General features: G+C 63.6%; 21 protein-coding genes and 1 pseudogene (1 of these 22 only partly in view). 11 read left to right on the forward strand and 11 right to left on the reverse strand.

The features are described 5' to 3' along the window. A pseudogene (locus tag EOB59_RS08375) lies at positions 1–215 on the reverse strand (acyl-CoA dehydrogenase family protein); it reaches 912 nt to the left of the window's first position. Positions 216–319: 104 nt separating this feature from the next. Then, positions 320–1,255, reverse strand: coding sequence for a LysR substrate-binding domain-containing protein (locus EOB59_RS08380; RefSeq protein ID WP_127267891.1), 936 nt, complete (start codon positions 1,253–1,255; stop codon positions 320–322). Between the two features lie 161 nt (positions 1,256–1,416). On the opposite strand from EOB59_RS08380, the gene EOB59_RS08385 reads away from it, so the two are divergent. The 5 genes from EOB59_RS08385 (at position 1,417) to EOB59_RS08405 (ending at position 5,353) form a co-directional block, all read left to right on the forward strand. Next, positions 1,417–1,929, forward strand: a complete 513-nt coding sequence (locus tag EOB59_RS08385; protein WP_164748823.1) for a thiamine pyrophosphate-binding protein — start codon at positions 1,417–1,419, stop codon at positions 1,927–1,929. Between the two features lie 5 nt (positions 1,930–1,934). Then, entirely contained in the window at positions 1,935–2,522 is a 588-nt protein-coding gene (locus tag EOB59_RS08390) for a thiamine pyrophosphate-dependent enzyme (RefSeq protein ID WP_128288147.1), read from the forward strand. An 8-nt stretch (positions 2,523–2,530) separates the two neighbouring features. Beyond that, positions 2,531–4,009, forward strand: a complete 1,479-nt coding sequence (locus tag EOB59_RS08395) for an aldehyde dehydrogenase (protein ID WP_127809636.1) — start codon at positions 2,531–2,533, stop codon at positions 4,007–4,009. Between the two features lie 94 nt (positions 4,010–4,103). Next, on the forward strand, positions 4,104–4,883 hold the full coding sequence (locus tag EOB59_RS08400; protein WP_024503240.1) for an SDR family oxidoreductase: 780 nt from the start codon (positions 4,104–4,106) through the stop codon (positions 4,881–4,883). Between the two features lie 5 nt (positions 4,884–4,888). Next, positions 4,889–5,353 (forward strand): VOC family protein, encoded by a 465-nt coding sequence (locus EOB59_RS08405; RefSeq protein WP_245463670.1) that lies wholly within the window; start codon positions 4,889–4,891, stop codon positions 5,351–5,353. Positions 5,354–5,398: 45 nt separating this feature from the next. Here EOB59_RS08405 and EOB59_RS08410 read toward each other — a convergent pair whose 3' ends face one another. Both EOB59_RS08410 and EOB59_RS08415 read right to left on the reverse strand, forming a co-directional pair. After that, entirely contained in the window at positions 5,399–6,052 is a 654-nt protein-coding gene (locus tag EOB59_RS08410) for a GntR family transcriptional regulator (RefSeq protein WP_023809526.1), read from the reverse strand. A gap of 106 nt (positions 6,053–6,158) precedes the next feature. Continuing rightward, the gene (locus EOB59_RS08415; RefSeq protein WP_128288148.1) at positions 6,159–7,337 is read right to left on the reverse strand and encodes an FAD-binding oxidoreductase; all 1,179 of its coding nucleotides are present in this window, start codon (positions 7,335–7,337) and stop codon (positions 6,159–6,161) included. A 204-nt stretch (positions 7,338–7,541) separates the two neighbouring features. Between EOB59_RS08415 and EOB59_RS08420 the strand changes: the two genes are divergently transcribed. From EOB59_RS08420 to EOB59_RS08440, 5 genes are read left to right on the forward strand one after another with little or no spacing between them, the layout of a single operon-like run. Further along, the gene (locus EOB59_RS08420; protein ID WP_127269418.1) at positions 7,542–8,744 is read left to right on the forward strand and encodes a pyridoxal phosphate-dependent aminotransferase; all 1,203 of its coding nucleotides are present in this window, start codon (positions 7,542–7,544) and stop codon (positions 8,742–8,744) included. Positions 8,745–8,752: 8 nt separating this feature from the next. Next, the gene (locus EOB59_RS08425; RefSeq protein WP_127809638.1) at positions 8,753–9,208 is read left to right on the forward strand and encodes an acetyl-CoA carboxylase biotin carboxyl carrier protein subunit; all 456 of its coding nucleotides are present in this window, start codon (positions 8,753–8,755) and stop codon (positions 9,206–9,208) included. A 4-nt stretch (positions 9,209–9,212) separates the two neighbouring features. Continuing rightward, the gene (gene accC / locus EOB59_RS08430; protein WP_127809639.1) at positions 9,213–10,586 is read left to right on the forward strand and encodes an acetyl-CoA carboxylase biotin carboxylase subunit; all 1,374 of its coding nucleotides are present in this window, start codon (positions 9,213–9,215) and stop codon (positions 10,584–10,586) included. Continuing rightward, positions 10,576–10,965 (forward strand): biotin/lipoyl-containing protein, encoded by a 390-nt coding sequence (locus EOB59_RS08435; RefSeq protein WP_127809640.1) that lies wholly within the window; start codon positions 10,576–10,578, stop codon positions 10,963–10,965. The genes accC and EOB59_RS08435 overlap by 11 nt, the downstream gene beginning before the upstream one ends. A 36-nt stretch (positions 10,966–11,001) precedes the next feature. Beyond that, entirely contained in the window at positions 11,002–11,775 is a 774-nt protein-coding gene (locus EOB59_RS08440) for a 5-oxoprolinase subunit PxpA (RefSeq protein ID WP_127809641.1), read from the forward strand. A gap of 17 nt (positions 11,776–11,792) precedes the next feature. Here EOB59_RS08440 and EOB59_RS36070 read toward each other — a convergent pair whose 3' ends face one another. From EOB59_RS36070 to EOB59_RS08470, 7 genes are read right to left on the reverse strand one after another with little or no spacing between them, the layout of a single operon-like run. After that, the gene (locus EOB59_RS36070) at positions 11,793–12,104 is read right to left on the reverse strand and encodes a proline racemase family protein (protein WP_348639506.1); all 312 of its coding nucleotides are present in this window, start codon (positions 12,102–12,104) and stop codon (positions 11,793–11,795) included. After that, positions 12,017–12,817 (reverse strand): proline racemase family protein, encoded by an 801-nt coding sequence (locus tag EOB59_RS08445; RefSeq protein ID WP_245486568.1) that lies wholly within the window; start codon positions 12,815–12,817, stop codon positions 12,017–12,019. The genes EOB59_RS36070 and EOB59_RS08445 overlap by 88 nt, the downstream gene beginning before the upstream one ends. Before the next feature lie 42 nt (positions 12,818–12,859). Continuing rightward, entirely contained in the window at positions 12,860–13,891 is a 1,032-nt protein-coding gene (locus EOB59_RS08450) for an Ldh family oxidoreductase (RefSeq protein ID WP_127326620.1), read from the reverse strand. A gap of 38 nt (positions 13,892–13,929) precedes the next feature. Beyond that, entirely contained in the window at positions 13,930–15,093 is a 1,164-nt protein-coding gene (locus EOB59_RS08455) for an epoxide hydrolase family protein (protein ID WP_128288149.1), read from the reverse strand. Further along, the gene (locus tag EOB59_RS08460; RefSeq protein WP_128288150.1) at positions 15,090–16,070 is read right to left on the reverse strand and encodes a biotin-dependent carboxyltransferase family protein; all 981 of its coding nucleotides are present in this window, start codon (positions 16,068–16,070) and stop codon (positions 15,090–15,092) included. The genes EOB59_RS08455 and EOB59_RS08460 overlap by 4 nt, the downstream gene beginning before the upstream one ends. After that, positions 16,067–16,729, reverse strand: coding sequence for a 5-oxoprolinase subunit PxpB (gene pxpB / locus EOB59_RS08465; RefSeq protein ID WP_127322232.1), 663 nt, complete (start codon positions 16,727–16,729; stop codon positions 16,067–16,069). The genes EOB59_RS08460 and pxpB overlap by 4 nt, the downstream gene beginning before the upstream one ends. 6 nt (positions 16,730–16,735) lie before the next feature. Further along, complete coding sequence (locus EOB59_RS08470) at positions 16,736–17,512, reverse strand: SDR family oxidoreductase (RefSeq protein WP_164873809.1); 777 nt, start codon at positions 17,510–17,512, stop codon at positions 16,736–16,738. 237 nt (positions 17,513–17,749) lie between these two features. Between EOB59_RS08470 and EOB59_RS08475 the strand changes: the two genes are divergently transcribed. After that, positions 17,750–18,385, forward strand: a complete 636-nt coding sequence (locus tag EOB59_RS08475) for an RraA family protein (protein ID WP_127396967.1) — start codon at positions 17,750–17,752, stop codon at positions 18,383–18,385. The last annotated feature ends 127 nt before the right edge of the window (positions 18,386–18,512 follow it).

Raw genomic sequence — 18,512 nt, forward strand, 5'->3', positions numbered from 1 at the left:
TGAATTTCCTCCAGCACGGCAGCGGCGGCCGAAAGTGGCAGGCCCGAGCCGCCATACGCCTCCGGGATCAGGATCGAGAGCCAACCGGCCTGCGTCAACGCTGCGACGAAGTCGCCGGGATAGGCCATGTCCCTGTCGAGTGCGCGCCAGTATTCTCCGGGAAAGCGCGTGCACAGCCTGGCGACGGCATCGCGAATGTCTTGATAGGCTTCCATGAGGTTTGTCCGGGTTTTCGTCTTGCTGCGGCCTCACTATCGCGCCTCCATGCCCTGTCAGCAATGCAGAGCGGACGTGAGCAGATATAACGGAATTCGAATGCTTATGGTGGAGGGCCGAGAAGTTGGCCGACCCAGACGGCCCGCCCGACAAGATCCTTGGCGATGTCCTCTATCGCTTGTCCGGCAAACCGCGCGAGCCGCGAGGCAGGCCGGTCCGCCGGGTAGGCAAGGATCAGGCGGCGCACGGGCACCGGATCGATCAATGGCGCGGCGGTGAGCAGCCCGGCGGTCACATCGGCATGGATAGGGGCGAGCGGCAGGATCGTCCAGCCATGGCCGTTGCGCACCAGGTCCTTCAGCGCCGAATAGGAGTCCGCTTCGATGCCGACATCGAGCGTGATGCCGGCATCCGTGGCGCAGCGTTCGACGATGATGCGCAGCCCGTGCTTGATGCTGGGCAGCAGCAGGCGCTTGCCGGCGAGCGAGGCGAACGACACGGCGCGCACGGTTGAAAATCCCGCATCCGGCGGTCCGATCAGGAAGAGGTTTTCCAGGAGCAGCGGGCGCGAGCGCAGCGAACGCGCCATGCGCGGATCGTAGAGTACCGCGACGTCCACCTCGCCGCGGTGCATCCAGTCCAGCAGATAGCCGGTGTAGGCGCTGACAAGTCTGAGCTTCGCCTTGGGATGGGCCTTGCCGAAGGCGGCCGCCAGCGGCAGCGAAATAATGTCGGCAACGGTGGGCGGCAGGCCGATGGCCACTTCGCCGGTCAGCGGCGCATCGGCGGGCGTGGCCGTGGCGCGGATCTCGTCGATCTCGGCCATCACGCGCATGGCGTGCGCCAGCACCTCCTTGCCCTGCTCGGACAGCACCATGCCGCGTCCATGGCGCAGGAAAAGGGCAAAGCCCAATTCCTCCTCCAGCATGCGCACCTGCCGGCTGAGCGCCGGCTGCGCAATGTGCAGCCGGTCGGCGGCCTTGCTGAGGCTGCCGAGTTCGGCGACGTGGATGAGGGTGCGTAGCTGCGATAACTCCATGAGCTATCGAATACCATTATATCTGATCACGAGAAAGAGACGAAGATTGCATCGGTCAAGCGCGCTAGTCTAATGCCAGTCCAATATCTCGGAGATGCAAGGTGACGGCGAGCATACAAGCAAAACCTCCGGAAGCAGCAGCGCTTGCCGCCGCTCCGACCGTGTCTGAAAGGCAGTGGCCGGATCAGGTCTATGAGGTGCTCAAGGCTGCCGGCATCAGCCACATGTCCTATGTGCCGGATGCCGGTCATACCACATTGATCCGCCTTTTCAGTGAGGATCCCGAAGTCGTCACCAATGTGCTGACGACGGAGGAGGAGGGCATCGCCATCGCAGCAGGCTCCTGGCTCGGTGGCAAGCGGAGCGTCGTGCTCATGCAATCCTCCGGTGTCGGCAATTGCATCAACATGCTGTCGCTTCCCGTGCAGGCGCGCTTCCCCTTGCTCGTCCTGGTGACGATGCGGGGCGAATGGGCCGAGTTCAACCCGTGGCAAGTGCCGATGGGGCAGGCGACGGAGGCGTCGCTGAAGGCGATCGGGCTCAGGGTGCTGCGCGCCGAAACCGGTCCCGACCTGGTGGAGACGGTGGCGCAGGCAGCCTTGATGGCTTTCGACGCCGACCAGCAGATTGCCGTGCTGATCGGGCAGCGGCTGCTCGGCAAGAAGAAGTGGTGAGCGACATGAATTTACCGACCATGGACCGCCGGGTTGCGGTGAAGAAGCTGCTCGACGCCCGCGACGGAGCCCTGGTCGTGACGGGTCTCGGCTCGCCGAGCTACGACGTGCATGCCGCCGGCGACCGCAACGACAACTATTATCTGTGGGGCGCCATGGGCGGCGCTGCGCTGATCGGCCTGGGGATTGCCCAGGCCCAGCCCGCCAAGCGGGTCATGGTGATCACCGGGGATGGCGAACAGTTGATGGCCTTCGGTTCGCTGGCGACGATCTCGGTGGCGCGGCCGAAAAATCTCGACCTGATCGTGCTCGACAACCAGCATTTCGGCGAGACCGGCATGCAGTCCAGCCATACCGGCAAGGGCATTGGTTTCGACAAGGTCGCGGCCGCTTGCGGTTTTTCGAAGACCGCCGAGCTGCGTACGCTGGAGGAGGTCGACATGCTCTGTGGAGAACTTCGGCGCCCGGCCGACGGTCCGCGCCTTTTCGTGCTGAAAATCACCGCCGAGAACCTGCCGCGCTCTCTGCCGCCGCGCGACGCGGTCGAGGTCAAGAACCGCTTTCGCGCCCATCTGGGCTTTGCCACCTGTTGAGGACCGATATGGCGCTGGTCAGTTTCCAGAACACGGTCGGCGGTCGGTTGCAATCGACAGCCGATACATTCGAGAGCCATGATCCGTTCACCGGCAGGCCCTGGGCGCTGATCCCGCGTGGAGGAGCGAGCCAGGTGGACGCCGCCGTGGCGTCCGCGAAGGCAGCATTCCGGTCGAAGGAATGGGCCGGCATCACGCCGACCGCGCGGGGCAAGCTGCTCGTGCGGCTGGCCGATCTGATCGCCGAGAACGCAGATCGTATTGCCGCCATCGAGACGCGCGACAATGGCAAGCTGCTCACCGAAATGACGGCACAGCTGCGCTATATCCCGGAATGGTTCCGCTATTTCGGCGGTCTTGCCGACAAGATCGAAGGGTCGGTGCTGCCGATCGACAAGGCTGGCATGTTCGCTTTCACCCGCCACGAGCCGCTGGGTGTCATTGCAGCGATCGTGCCCTGGAATTCGCCGCTTTTACTCCTGACATGGAAGCTCGCGCCGCTGCTGGCGGCAGGCAACACTGTCGTCATCAAGCCGTCGGAACACGCCTCGGCCTCGACGCTGGAGTTCGTGAAACTGTTTGCGCGGGCAGGCTTCCCGCCCGGCGTGGTCAACACCGTTACCGGCATGCCGCTTGATGTCGGCGCGCCACTCGTCTCTCATCCCGACGTCGCCAAGATCGCCTTCACCGGTGGTGAGCCTGGCGGGATCGCGGTCTATCGGGCGGCTGCCGAACAGCTAAAAGTCGTCACGCTGGAGCTCGGCGGCAAATCGGCCAACATCGTCTTCGACGACGCCGATATCGAGAGCGCGGTCAACGGCGCGATCTCAGGCATCTTCGCGGCCAGCGGCCAGACCTGCATCGCGGGTTCGCGGCTGCTGGTGCATCGCAAAATCCACGACCGGTTCGTGGAAGGCGTCATAACGCTGGCGGCCAGCGCTCGATTGGGCAATCCGGCGCTGCAAGAGACGCAGGTCGGGCCGATCACCACGCAAGCCCAGCGCGAGAAGGTGCTGTCCTATCTCGGCATCGCGCGCCGCGAGGGTGCGCTTTGCGTGCTGGGCGGCGGCAAGCCGGCCTCGGGTGAACTGGCCGAGGGCTGGTTCGTCGAGCCCACCATCTTCACCGGCGTGAACAACACCATGCGGATCGCGCGTGAGGAGGTGTTCGGGCCGATCCTGTCCGTCATCCCCTTTGACGACGAGGACGAGGCCTTCGCCATTGCCAATGACAGCCCCTATGGGCTGGCGGCGGGAATATGGACCAGCGACATGGGCAGGGCGCTGCGCGGCGCGGCCGCGATGGAAGCGGGGATGGTCTGGATCAACTCATACCGTGCCGTCTCCTACATGGCGCCCTTCGGCGGCTACAAGAGGAGCGGTATCGGGCGCGAAAGCGGGCAGGATGCCATCAATTCCTATCTGCAGACCAAGACGGTGTGGATAGACACCGCCGGCAAGACCGCCAATCCCTTCGTTATCCGCTAGGCTAGGCTTCGGTGGGAGAAACCCCATTCCTAGCCAAGCTCGGCCCATGCTCCCTGAGACGGTGGCCGACTTACAAATGATCGAAGGATTGGACATGAGACAGGCAGGCAAGGTGGCGGTTGTCACAGGCGCGGCGCGCGGCATCGGACGCGCTTGCGCGGAACGCTTTTTGGCCGAAGGCGCGAAGCTCGTGCTCGGCGACATCGATGCCGTGGAGTTAAAAAAATGTGCCGCTGAAATCGGTACCACCGACAGCGTCCTGGCGGTCGTCACGGATGTCAGCAAGAAGGACCAGGTCGATGGGCTGATTGCAGCGGCGGTGGCGAAGTTCGGCCGTGTCGACATCATGGTCAACAATGCCGGCATCGCTCCGGTCCAGGACTTTCTCGACATCACAGAGGCGGACTACGACAGGGTTCTCGCCGTCAATCTCAAAGGTGCGTTCATGGGCACCCAGGCCGCAGCCCGCCAGATGATCGCGCAAGGTGGAGGCGGCGTCATCATCAACATGTCGTCGATCAATTCGGGCCTCGCCAACCCACGTGTCGCCACCTACGCGATCTCCAAGGGCGGCATGAACCAGGTCACCAGCACCGCGGCCGTCGCCTTCGCTCCCCATGGCATCCGTGTGGTCGGTGTCGGCCCGGGCACCATCGCCACGGACATGGTCATGGACGGGACATTCATCGATTCGGAAGAAATGAGACGGGCAGTCCTTTCGCGTACACCGCTCGGGCGCCTCGGCACGGCAGCCGAGATCGCCTCGGTCGTGGCGTTCCTGGCCAGCGACGACGCTTCCTACATCACCGGCGAGACGATCTACCCCGACGGGGGGCGCCGCGTTCTGAACTATACGGTCCCGATCAAGGAGTGAGAAGAATGGGGAGTGACGACATGGGCAATTTCGACAAGCTGCATCACATCTGCATCGTCGTGCACGATATCGACAAGGCGCAGGCCTATTATGACTCCATCGGCATCGGGCCATGGGAGTCCTATCCGCCGCTGGCCGAATACGAAGAACTCCAGGTCCCAAGCCCGGAGGGTTTCAAGGCGATGCAATACCGGATTTGCAACTTGCCGAACGTTCAGCTGCAGCTGTGCGAGCCGAACGGCGATCCTTCACCGCAGCGGATTCATCTCGACAGCAAGGGTGAAGGCGTCTTCCATATCGGCTTCGAGGTTCGCGATGCGGATGCAGCCGAGGCCAAGGCGCAGGACGACGGGCTTCCCGTGCTGATGCGCGGGCGCCGGGAAAACCGCACCGGCTTCACCTATTACGATACGGCCGACAAGGCGGGCGTGATCCTGCTGACGAGGGCGACCAATCTGCCCGGCAAATGATCTTCGCGCGAAGGATTGGGCTGGACAAGGAGACGGGGCGACTGATCAGCTGCCCCGCAATTCCTCAAGCCGGTCGACCAGGAATTTGCCGCTGGTGATGATATGCATTTCCAAAAGGCCGACGGCGCGCAGCGTATCCTTGGCTTCGCACAGGTCGATGAGCTGCCAGTGGTCGCGGTCGGACTGTGCCTGGATCTCGGTGAGCGTCACCATCATGCGCGTGTAGCGTTCCAGCTGCTGATAGATGCGCCCGACCAGTTCGATCGTCGCCTTGCGGCCGGACGGCGCGTAAAGCGCGGCGTGGAAGTTCCAGTTGAGCTGGTTCGAATACTCGCCGGTCTTGCCCTGCTCCTGGTGCTGCTTTGCACGCTCCCGGGCCAGCGCGAGGTCGGCCTCCGTCATCCTTGGAATGGCGAGGGCCAGTAGCCATGTTTCGATCCGGGCCCGCAATTCGTAGAGCTCGAGGATCTCGTCCAGGGAAATGGAGGTGACGACGGCGCCCTTGTGGGAAACCAGCGTGACGAAGCCTTCCGAATGAAGCTGATGCAGCGCCTCTCGCACCGGAATTCGGCTGACGCCGAACTCGGTGGCCAGATGCTCCTGCCGCAACTGAAAGTTGGCCTCGTATTCGCCGATCAGGATCTTCTGCCTGATGGCATCGGCGACCTGGGTCGAGATGGTTTTCTTCTGTACGAGCATGAATCAGCCTGAGGCGGCCGCCGTGTTTGTTGACTGGCGCCGTGTTGATTGAAGAAGTGGACGCATAGCACCGTTGTCACCGCGATGCCATGTCGCCCGTTTCGCTTCAGTAGACATGTTCCTCGATAGGTTGATTGCCAGCGATCCGTTCGTAGCGGAAGGCCGACAGGTCGACAGAGCGGTACTCGCCATAGGCAATGAGATCACTGACGCCCGACCCGGTCGCCGCTGCATGCATCATGCCGTGGCCGCTGAAGCCGGTGGCCAGGACAAAGTTCGAAACCTCGGGATGCCGGCCGATGATACCGCTGTGGTCGAAGGTGTTGTATTCGTAGAGCCCCGCCCAGGCGCGCAACATCCGCAATTGCTCAAACCCGGGCACACGATGGGCGAGCGCCGGCCAGATCAACTCGTCGAACAGGTCGTAATCCACATCCAGGCCAAAATCGTCCGGCTCGTTCTCGCGCACCGGCGGAATACCGCACAGGAAGAGCTGGCCTTCCGGCCGCAGCCAGAAGCCGCTCGTGTCGAAGACGAAGGGGCAGTTTTCGATCCTTGCCGGCGTTTCGAAGACGAAGACGCAGCGCTTGCTCGGGACAACCGGCAGTTCGGCGCCGGCCATCTTGGCGATGCCCGCGCTCCACGGTCCGGCCGCGTTGATCACCGTGCCGGCGGCAAGCCGGTCGCCATTGTCGAGCACCACTTCGCCGACCTTTTGGGGAGACGCCATGGTCAGTCCGGTCACCGTCGCGGCAAGATAGTCCACGCCCTGCGTGCGCGCCTTGCGGCGAAAGGCCTGCATCAGGCCGGGGCCGTCGAACCAGCCTTCGCTGCCAAGGCCGAGCGAGCCAAGGGCGAGATCGTCCGTGTTGAGCCACGGGAAGCGTCGTGCCAGATCAACCTGCTCGATCAGTTCGGCGTCGACGCCCATGCCGCGCTGAACGCGGTTCTTGGCACGCTGCGCGTCTGCCCGCTCGGGTGTCGCCAGCACGAGGTAACCGGGCTCATGCAGGCCGATGTCGGCCAACTCGTCGCCGATGGCAAGCCGCGTCTTTACCTGGCGCAGGAAGTCGATGCTGAACTTCGACATGGCAATGTTGGGCGCCGTGCCGAACTGCTGGCGGATGGCGCTGGTCGACAAGGAAGACGAGGAGGCCGTGTAGTAGGGGTCCCGCTCGATCACCGCAATACTGCCATCGAAATCCGGATTGGCTGACAGGAAATAGGCGATCGAGCTGCCGACAACGCCGCCGCCGACGATCACCACATCATAGTTTGTGCCCATTCCAATCGTGTTCCCTATCTCGAATGTCATACGCGGCGATGAAGGATTGGATACTTTCCTCTATCGACCCACCACTGGAATGAGACATAACCCGGTCTTCGATGCAGAAAAAGGGGTTTGACGCGAAAATCAGAATACATTATCCAATTTTCACCAGATATCACCTGCCCGGCAACGTCGCGGCAGCCATGACGAGGATTTCCCGTGGGCCTCATCGCTCCCCGTCTTGACGTCATCAAGCCAAGCCCCAGCATGGCGGTCACCGCGCGGGCAATCGAAATGCGCTCGGCCGGCATCGACGTCATCAGCCTGAGCGCCGGCGAGCCGGATTTTCCAACGCCTCCGCACATCGTCGAGGCGGCCTACGAGGCGATGCGCAGGGGTGAAACGCGCTATACGGCGGTCGACGGCACCGCCGCGCTGAAGAAGGCGGTGGCCGGGAAATTCAGGCGCGAGAACGGCCTCGACTACAAGCCTTCGCAAATCAGCGTCGCGGGTGGCGCAAAGCAGATCATCTACAACGCCCTGCTGGCAACGCTGGCCCCCGGTGACGAGGTGGTCGTCCCCGCGCCCTATTGGGTTTCCTACACCGACATCGTCCTGCTCGGCGAAGGCAAGCCCGTGGTCGTTCCTTGCACGGAGGCGCAGGGCTTCAAACTGACACCGCAAGCCCTGCGAGCCGCGATCACCGGGCGCACCAAATGGCTGCTGCTCAACACGCCTTCCAATCCGACTGGCGCCGTCTACAGCCCCGACGAACTTGCCGGCCTGGCCGGGGTGTTGCTCGATCACCCGCATGTGCACGTTCTGACCGACGACATCTACGAGCATATCCTGTTCGATGGACGTACCTTCCATACCATCGCCGGCGTCGAGCCGAGGCTGAAGGACCGTACGCTGACAGTGAATGGCGTGTCGAAGGCCTATGCCATGACCGGCTGGCGGATCGGCTATGCCGGCGGGCCGGAACCGCTGATCCGCGCCATGGCCACCGTGCAGAGCCAAAGCACGTCGAACCCGTCATCCATCTCGCAGGCCGCGACCATTGCCGCACTGGAAGGTCCCCAGGACTTTCTTCGCCCTCGGGCGCTCGAATTCCAGGCTCGGCGCGACCGCGCTCTGGAGCTGCTGCGCAAGATTCCCGGCCTTACCTGCCAGACGCCCGAGGGCGCCTTCTATCTCTATCCCAATTGCTCGGCCCTGATCGGCCGTCGTCGCCCCGACGGCACTCCCATCGGCAGCGACGATGATTTCTCGCTTTACCTGCTCGATCAGGCGCGGGTCGCGGTGGTGCAGGGCTCTGCCTACGGGCTGTCGCCGCATTTCCGCATTTCCATAGCCACGTCGATGGATCTGATCGAAAAAGCGATCGGGCGAATCGCCAAGGCTGTCGAAGCGCTGCGATAGGGTCGGCGATGGATCTCGACTTCGTCCAGAAGCTGATCGAATTTGTCTCGCGTTCGCCCATTGCCGAACTGGAGATCGAGCGCAATGGCGTTCGCATCCGCATGTCCAGGCAGATGGCGCCGGCGCAATCCGCGTCGCAAGCGCAATCTGCGTCGCAGTCGGGGCCAGCCGCCGTCCCTGCCGTCTTCACAAATCCGGCTTCGACATCTCCGCCCATCGCACGCTATTCGATCCGCGCGCCGCTGACGGGCGTGTTCTACCGCTCCGGCACCGAAGGTGAACCGCCGCTCGCTTCGGTTGGCGATGTGGTCGTGGAAGGGCAGAAGGTTGGTGTCCTCGAAGCCATGAAGACGTTCAATGTCGTGGAATCCGATCGCGCTGGGCGGATCGTCCAGATCGCGTTCGACGACCATGCCGCGGTGCAGTCCGGCGATGTGCTGTTCGTTCTCGAAGATTTGGGCTGAGGCGATGTTCGACACCGTCCTCATCGCCAATCGTGGTGAAATCGCGCTGCGCATCCTGCGCGCCTGCCGCGACCTCGGATTGAAGACGGTGGCGGCGCACTCGGAAGCGGATGCGAGCCTTCGACATGTCGCGCTGGCGGACAGGGCGATCTGCATCGGACCGGCGGCCGCGACGGAGAGCTATCTCAACATCGCCGAGATCATCGCGGCCGCGCAACTCACCGGCGCGGGCGCGATCCATCCGGGCTACGGCTTCCTCTCGGAAAACGCCGCCTTCGCCGAGGCTGTCGAGAATGCCGGCCTTGCCTTCATCGGGCCGTCGGCGGCGGCGATCCGCACCATGGGCGACAAGGTCTCCGCCAAGCGCACGATGATCGCCGCCGGCGTTCCCTGCGTTGCGGGCTCGGAGGGGGCGCTGCCGCAGGACGAGCAGGCAGTGCGCGCCATTGCCGAGGCCATCGGCTATCCGGTCATCGTCAAGGCAGCGGGCGGCGGCGGCGGGCGCGGCATGCGCATCGTGCGCGAGCAGCACGCCCTGATGGAAGCCGTTTCAATGGCGGTGAAAGAGGCGGACCGGGCCTTCGGCAACCCGCAAGTCTATCTGGAAAAATTCCTCGAGCATCCGCGCCATATCGAGATCCAGATTCTGGCGGACAAGCATGGTAGGGCGGTCTGGCTCGGCGAGCGGGATTGCTCCATGCAGCGCCGCCACCAGAAGATCATCGAGGAGGCGCCGGCGCCCGGCATCGCCCGCGAGGCGGTTGCCGAGATCGGCGAGCTGTGTGCCCAGGCATGCCTGACCATCGGCTATACAGGCGCGGGCACATTCGAATTCCTCTACGAGGACGGGCGCTTCTCTTTCATCGAGATGAACACCCGCGTGCAGGTGGAGCATCCCGTCACGGAACTTGTCACCGGCATCGATATCGTGCGCGAGCAGATCCGCATCGCCCGGGGCGAACCCCTGTCGTTCAGCCAGGAAGACATCCGCATCCAGGGCCACGCCGTCGAATGCCGCATCAACGCTGAAGATTCATACAGCTTTCGCCCGCATCCGGGCCGGGTCGAGCGCTGGACGCCGCCCGGAGGTCCCGGAATCCGCGTCGAATCGCATCTCTACTCCGGCTACACCGTGCCGCCGCACTACGATTCATTGGTGGCCAAGCTGCTGGCGCATGGCGTGACGCGAGCCGAGGCGATCCGGCGCATGAGTGGCGCGCTGGGCGAGATGGAGGCCGTCGGCATCGCCACCAACGCGCCGCTGCACGGCCTCCTGATGGACGAGCCCGGCTTCGCTGCCGGCGGCTTCGATATCCATCATCTCGAACGTCTCATTGAAGGCGGTCTGCTCCAGGGACGAGGCGGCGATGACGGTTGAGGAGATCGAAAGGCTGGCCGCCTGGTGCGCTAGCGCCGGCATCGGCGAGATCGAAGTGTCGGAGGCCGGGTTTTCGTTGCGCTTGCACATGCAATCCGTTGTTGCCTCGACACCCCCGGTCGAAGCCCTGAAGGCCGAAACGGTCTTCAAGGGCGTGCGCGCGCCCGGCGTCGGCGTGTTCCGTCTCGATCACCCAACGACCGGTCGTCCGATCGCCGAACCTGGCCAGACGGTTCGCAAGGGCGAGACGGTCGGCGTCCTGCAGGTCGGCCCATGCCTGAAGGCAATCGTTGCGCCGGCAGACGGTGTGCTGGGTGCAGCGCTGATCGAGGACGGAGCGGTCGTCGGCTACGGGACGCCGCTCTACGAGCTGGTGTGAAGCAAGGCGACGGTTCGAACCACTGAGGAAAGCGCCATGGCGGCCCAAGGATTGCAGGTCGATATCAATTCCGACATGGGCGAGGGTTTTGGAGCCTACAGGCTCGGCGACGATGCGGCGATCCTCGACATCGTCAGTTCAGCCAATGTGGCCTGCGGCTTTCATGCCGGCGACCCCGAGATCATGGCGGCCACGTTCTCGATGGCGCGCGACAAGGGCGTCGCCGTTGGCGCGCATCCGAGCTTTGCCGATCTGTGGGGGTTCGGACGCCGCATCATCCCGCATTCCATGGATGAGATCGAAAGGCTGGTCGCCTACCAGATCGGCGCGGCGCAGGCGCTTTCCGCCTATGCCGGCCACCCGATCCGCTATGTGAAGGCGCATGGCGCGCTGGGCAACCTTACCCAGACCGACCGTGGCGTTGCCGAAGCGGTGACGCGCGCGGTCAAGGCCGTCGATCCCGGCCTGATCTGCCTGTCCATTGCGCTCGGCTTCCAGGACAGGATCGCGCGCGACGCGGGCCTGACGGTCAGGTCCGAAATCTTTGCCGACCGCGCCTATACGGAGGAAGGCTTTCTTGTCTCGCGCAAGCTGGAAGGCGCTGTCATCCACGACGCCGAGAAGGCGGCAGAACGGGTCGTGCGGATGGTCAAGCAAGGCGCCATCGAGACGCTTTCCGGGCAGATGCTGCAGACGCCGATCGATTCGATCTGCGTCCACAGCGACACGCCGGCAGCCGTCGCCATCGCCGCGCGCGTTCGGCGACGGCTGGAGGCGAGCGGCGTCAGGGTCAGAGCGTTCGCGGCCTGAGCACGGCCGCGTCCGTTTCAGAACCAGACGTCGCTGAGGCGATGCCCGCGTGGATAAGGGTCTGTCGGGTCGAGGCCATATTGGCCGATGCTGGTGATCCAGGCCTGTCCGGCGATGGTGACCACGACAGCGTCGCGATCGCCGAGGCGCGTATTGGCGATCACGCGGGAATCGAAATGGGTCCCGATGATCGATCTGTTGCGGAACAGCTCGCCCTTGGCGATCTGCCCCTTTGCCGACATTACCGCCAGCCGCCCGGTGGTGCCGGTGCCTGTCGGCGAGCGGTCGAGCCTGCCATGCAGGCACACCGTGCCGTTGACGCTTTCCACGCGCCCGTCGACGCGCTCGATCGTCCTTCGAAAATCACGTTGGACACGTCGCGGATCTTCGGGTTCTCCGGATGCACGACCTCGAGCTGTTCGTTGACCGCCTTCTTGATGCGTTGGCCCATCAGCGACATCTGGTGGGCCTCGTCGGGTGTTATGGAAAAGCCGAGTGCGCGCGCATTGACATGGGCGAAAGTCATGCCGCCATAGGAGGTGTCGACGGTGATCGTGCCGAGCCCTTCCACCTCGACATGCGTGTCGAGGTGGAGTGCAAAAGCCGGTACATTGGTGAACTCCACCTGCTTCACCTTGCCGTTCTCGCAGAGACAGCGCACCTCGATCATGCCGGCCGGCGCTTCCATGCGCAGCAATGTCTCAGGCTCCTTCATCGGCACCATCCCCGTTTCCAGCGCCACTGTGGCGACGCAGATGGTGTTTGAGCCAGACATGGGCGGGTATTCCGTGCTTTCAATTATGACGTAGCCGAGATCCGCCGAGCGATCGCAAGGCGGCAGGATGATGTTGCCGTTGACGTAGGGCGCACCGCGCGGCTCGAACAAGAGCAGCCCACGAATGTCGTCCATATGCGCTTCGAGATACTCCTTCTTTTCGAACATGGTCTTGCCCGGAACGTCCTTGACGCCTCCGGTGATCACATTGCCGACTTCGCCCTCGGCATGGCAGCCGACGACCGTGAATGTTTTCGTCCAGCGCATTTTTCTCCTCCTGTGATTGGTCTTGGCCCTGGCGATACCGATTCAGACCGCGTCGAGCCCTCGTTCGAGAAAACGATCGAGTTGTTCCATTTCCTGGTGCGATAGGACGATACCGTCGCGCTCCGACGTCTCGCGGGCTAGGAACCGCCTTTGCGAGGGCAGGCGCGCACCCTGGCCCAAGATCGCCTCGAACAGCGCTTCAGCACGGCCCAGCGGATTGCCGGGCCGGCCGGCGGCGAAGGCTTTCGGCGAGAAAGCGATGACCAACTCTCCGTGCGACGGATAAAGCGTCGTGGTGCCAAGCAGCTCGAGCGCCTCGGGGCTGGTCAGGTCGCCGATCATGATCCCGGCGAGCAGCTCGATCATCGTCGCGATGGCGGAGCCCTTGTGCCCGCCGAAGGGAAGCATGGCGCCCGCCAAGGCAGCTTCGGGATCGGTCGTTGGCCTGCCGTCCGAATCCATGGCCCAGCCTTCCGGCAGCTTCTTGCCGGCCCGGCGGTGGAGCTCGATCTCGCCGCGCGCGGCAACCGAGGTCGCGAAGTCGAAAACGTAGGGAGGCTGCTCTTCTCGCGGCCAGCCAAAGGCAAAAGGATTGGTGCCCAGCAACGGTCCGTTGCCACCGGTCGGAGCGACGGTGGCATAGCTCGGGCACATGGCCAGGCCGGTCAGGCCTGCCTGTGTCAAAGCTTCGACCTCCACCCAAAGGGCGGAAAAATGCACCGCATCGTTGATCGCGAGTGCGGCAATGCCGCACGACCGTGCCCGCTCGATCAGCACGGGCAGACCCAGTTCGAAGGCTGGGTTGGCGAAACCATGCTTCGCATCCACTTTGACGAGGGCGGGAGCGTCTTGCGGCAGCAACTCGGGCAGCGCGTCCGGTTTTACCTTTCCGGCCTTGATCGTCCGCAGGGCGCCTTCGATCCGGTAGATGCCATGCGACTTGCAGGCATCGCGTTCCGCCGCGACGATGACCCTTGTAATGGCGCTGGCCTGAATGGGGTTCAGTCCGGCCTTGCGGAAAATTGCATCGACGCGCTCATGCAGGGCATCGATGGTGATCGTGGTGTTGGTCATTTCTGGCCTTCGGGCTTGGCTGCGCGCAAACGCTGCCTTTAAAAATCCAGACCACCGGCAAAGGCTCTTAGATCCTGTGCAAGCAAAGCGGGCTGCTCGAGGGCTGCGAAATGACCACCGCGCGGCATCGCTGTCCACTGGCGGATGTCCTTGAAGACGCGCTCGACCCAACTCCTTGGCGGCATCGGCAATTCCTTGGGAAACAAAGCCACTGCAAGCGGGACGTTGATCGCCGTGCCGGGCGCGAATGCAAGCGGACGGGCGCGCGTTTCCCAATAGAGCCGCATCGACGAAGCGACGGTCCGGGTGAACCAGTAGAGCGAGATGTTGGCGAGCATGTCGTCGCGCGAAAAAGCGGCGTTGGCCAGATCGCCATCGCAATCGCTCCAGTCGCGGAATTTTTCGATCATCCACGCCGCCAGTCCGACCGGCGAATCCGTCAGCCCGTAGGCAAGCGTTTGCGGGCGCGTCGCTTGAATATGAGCATAGGCGCCATGAAGATCCGCCCATCCGGCTTTCCGTTCCAGGAAGGCGCGTTCTTCCAAGCTCAGGTCGCCATCCGGGCCTGGATCGTGAGGAGGTGAGTATGAGCCGGGGATGAAGTTCAGATGCACGCCGGCGAGACTGTCTGGATACGCGTGCGCCAGGCAGGTCGACACGCCGGCGCCCAGATCGCCACCTTGCGCGAGATATCGTTTGTAGCCGAGACGGCTCATCAACTCGGCCCAAAGGTCGGCGACGGTGAACAGGTTGAGACCAGGCCTGGTCGGTCGGCTTGAAAAGCCATAGCCGGGAATCGAGGGGGCCACGACGTTGAAGGCGTCCTCCTGTCTTCCGCCATGCGAAAGCGGATCGGTCAGAAGCGGGATCAGCCTGTGAAATTCGAAGACGCTGCCTGGCCAGCCATGGGTGAGTATGACCGTTCTGTTGGTCGCCACAGCGGCACGCGCATGGATGAAATGGATGGTTTCGCCGCCGATATCCGTCTGGTAGTGCGGATGGATGTTCCAGGCGGCTTCCTGCTTGCGCCAGTCGAAGCCGGTGCGCCAGTGCTGCATTAGTCGGCGCAGTTCCTCGTGCTCCGTTCCCTGCGCCCAGCCTATCGCCTGCAACTGGTCCGGCTCGCGCCAGGTCGAGATGCGCTTCTTCAAATCGTCGATTTCAGACTGGGCAATCTCGATGGTGAAGGGGCGAATTTTCATGGAGTCCTCTGCTCGCCGGCCATAAGGTTTCGGGCGGCGATAAAGTCGTGACTTTGCTGCCGGTTCGCGCGAAGCGCTTCCGTCGACGCTTCTATCGAGACCGCTGAGAAACGCAGGCGCGCGCCGACCGGCGCTTGCGCCAGCCGCCAGAGGTCAGCTTCGATCACCGTAGCGATCTTCGGATAGCCGCCGCAAGTGTTGGCATCGGCAAGTTGGATGATCGGTTGGCCGGACGGCGGCACCTGGACTGTGCCTGGTACGATGCCGTGCGAGAGCAATTCGAGCGGTGAGAGGAGCGAAAGCGTCTCTCCAGCAATGCGATATCCCATGCGGTTGGCGTCGTTGGTGATGCGCCATTCGCTGCCGGCGAAGGCCGCCTGGGCCTCCGGCGTGAAGGCGTCGAACTCGGCGGCCGGCAGAACCCGCAATTCGATTGCCGAGGCCAAGGCGTCCGCCGCGCCTCGTCGCTCCTCCAGCGCTGCGCCGATGCCGCCCGCGGGAAGGCGGCATTGCGCAGGTTTGAGCGCAAGCCGGTCACCGCGCGACAGGCCGCGTCCAGCGAACCCGCCGAAACCGCCTTTCACATCCGTCGCGCGCGACCCCATGACGGGCGGCAGATCGATCCCGCCGGCAAAGGCGATGTAGGAACGAGCACCGGCGCGCGGTGCCTCGAGGACAAGGGTCTCGCCTGCGCGGATCGTCATGGCCCACCAGGGCGGGCAGGGCCGGTCGCCGATGCTGACGGCGCAATCAGCGCCGGTGATGGCGACGGCGGTGTCGATATGCGCGCGCAGCCGGAACGGATGAAGCGTGACCTCGATCCCGGCGGCCGAAGGATCATTGCCCAGCATGAGATTGGCGATCGCCAGTGCCTGCTTGTCCATGGCGCCGCCATGGCTGACCCCCAGCGCCAGATGACCGGGCCGGCCGAGATCCTGGACCGTGTTCGGCAGGCCGGTGGTGAGGATCTCGATCATGCCTCGATCCCTGCAATTGCGAAGCGAATCTTGTCTCCGGGCCTGAGCAGCACGGGCAATTCCGCTTCGGCCTTGAACAGCTTCACGTCGGTATGGCCGATGATGTGCCAGCCGGACGGCGCGGTCATCGGCATGATTCCCGCCTGCGCGCCACCAATGATGACGGCGCCCTCAGCGACTTTGAGGCGAGGCGTGCTGCGCCTTGCCCAGGCAAGCAGCGGGTCGAGACCGGATAGATAGGGAAAACCCGGCATGGCGCCGATGGCGGCGACGGTGTAGCGGGCCGCCGCGTGGCGCCTGACGGTCTCGTCGACAGACAGGCCGCAATGCGCGGCCCAGCCGGTGAGATCCTCGCCGCGCGCGCCGCCGTAGTGAACGGGAATCGTATGATGCGTGCCGGTCACCGGGTGGGCATCGGTGGCGGACCAGAGCGACATCAGTTGATCTCCGACGCTGTGGGCGTCTGTGGCGAGCGGGTCAAACACCACCAGCAGGTTGTTCATGCCGGGAACGGCCTCGCGCACCCCTTCGAGGCTCAGCGCGGCATTCGCTACCGCCCAGACCAGTTCCTGGGTGGCATCGTTGAAAGCCCCCTGCATTCCATCGAGCAGCAGCGCGCCCGATCCCGCAAGACTGATGTGGGGCGTACCGACAACCATGGGCGGTCAGTCCTTCACCGGCACCGTATAATTCAGGATCAGACGGCCGCCGTCCGGATAGATGGTCTGGCCGACAATGTAGGAAGCGTCGTCGCTGGCCAGGAAGGAAGCGACGCTGGCAATCTCCGATGGCTCGCCACAGCGGCCGCTCGGCGTGCGCGACAGGATGGTCTGGCGCTGCGCTTCGCTGGCCATGACCGAGCTCTTGACCATGTCGGTCAGGATGGTGCCGGGGCCGATGGCATTGACGCGGATATTGTGCGGGATCAGTCCGACGGCCATCACCGCGGTCAATTGCTTGATGCCGCCCTTGGACACGGCATAGGCGACGGAATTGGGGATGGCCAGAATGGCGTTGATCGAGGACATGTTGATGATCGAGCCGCCGCGTCCCTGTGCGATCATGGCTCTTGCCGCGGCCTGCCCGAGCAGGAAGGGCGCCTTGAGATTGATCCGCTGAACCAGGTCGAACGCCTCCTCGGGGAAGTCGACGAAATCGTCCAGATGGATGATGCCGGCATTGTTGATGAGGACGTCGACGCCGCCGAATCGCTCCGTGGCCTTGGCAACAATATCAGCTGCCATTTCCTGCGTGCATTCGGAGAGATCCGCCGATAGCCATGCGGCACGCTCACCAAGACGTTCGGCATGCTCGCGCCCGCGATCGGCCTGTATGTCGACAAGCACCACCTTGGCGCCATCGGCATGAAAGCGCTCGGCGCAGGCAAGGCCCAGGCCTCGTGCCGCCCCGGTGACGATCACGACTTTTCCTGCGTGCTTCACAACCCAATCCCTTTTTCACAATACGCATTTATGGATATGTTATCCAATCTATCTTGAACTTCGACGCCATTGCAAGCCCCGGATAAGTGGATCTGTTGGGTCGGTTCTGCAGCTGTTTGCCGTTCCTAAGCCACTTTTGGCTTTTTTCTGCCAACCATCTTAAGCCGGTTGACTCCACTGAATTAATTGTGATTGGATATTATATTCATAAAGTGACGACGGCGAGGAGTGTAGGCGATGGCGGATGGATCTCAGGAAAGCGAACTGATCGACGCGTTCCGCGCCCTTGCGACGGCGTTGATCAGCGACAATCTCGCTCGTGTCCCCGGGGCTGTCGGGTTACGGCCGTTTCATCGGGTGAGCGGCGTCATGGCGGGGAGGGCGCTGACGGTCAGGACCCGCCCCGGCGACAACCAGTTCATCCATCGTGCGCTCGATCTGCTGCAGCCCGGCGACGTCATTGTCGTGGACGGCGGTGGCTATGAGGGGCGCGCGCTGGTCGGCGAAATCATGACAAGTGTCGCGGCTTCGCGCGGCGCCGCAGGCATTGTCATCGACGGCGCCATTCGCGATGCCGGTGCCATCGGCCGCAATCCGTTCCCATGTTTCGCGCGGTCGGCCATCCATCTCGGACCTTACAAGGATGGTCCGGGAGCCATAAATGTTCCCGTCTGCATAGGCGGCATGGTCGTCGGTCCTGGCGACATCGTCGTCGGCGACGAGGATGGCGTCGTGGCATTTCCAATCGACGGTGCCGCGGCCTTGCTGGCGGCCGTCCGGGCGCAGGAAGCCCGCGAGGCCGAGATCATGCAGAGCATCCAGGAGAACCGTTATCAGGGAGCCTATGCCCGGGCTTCAAGCGGCAGTCACTGATCTGCCGGGTCAGTCCTTGCCGGTGACAATCGTGTGGCCGGCTGGCGATCCTGCTCAACATAACCGCTCCGCAGCTAACCGAGGGGCGAAACAATGCATTTCGGGCACGCCGCCTGGATGCACCAAC

Origin of the sequence: Mesorhizobium sp. M7A.F.Ca.MR.176.00.0.0 (genome assembly GCF_004023165.1) — a bacterium.
In the GTDB taxonomy this organism is placed as follows: Bacteria; Pseudomonadota; Alphaproteobacteria; order Rhizobiales; family Rhizobiaceae; genus Mesorhizobium.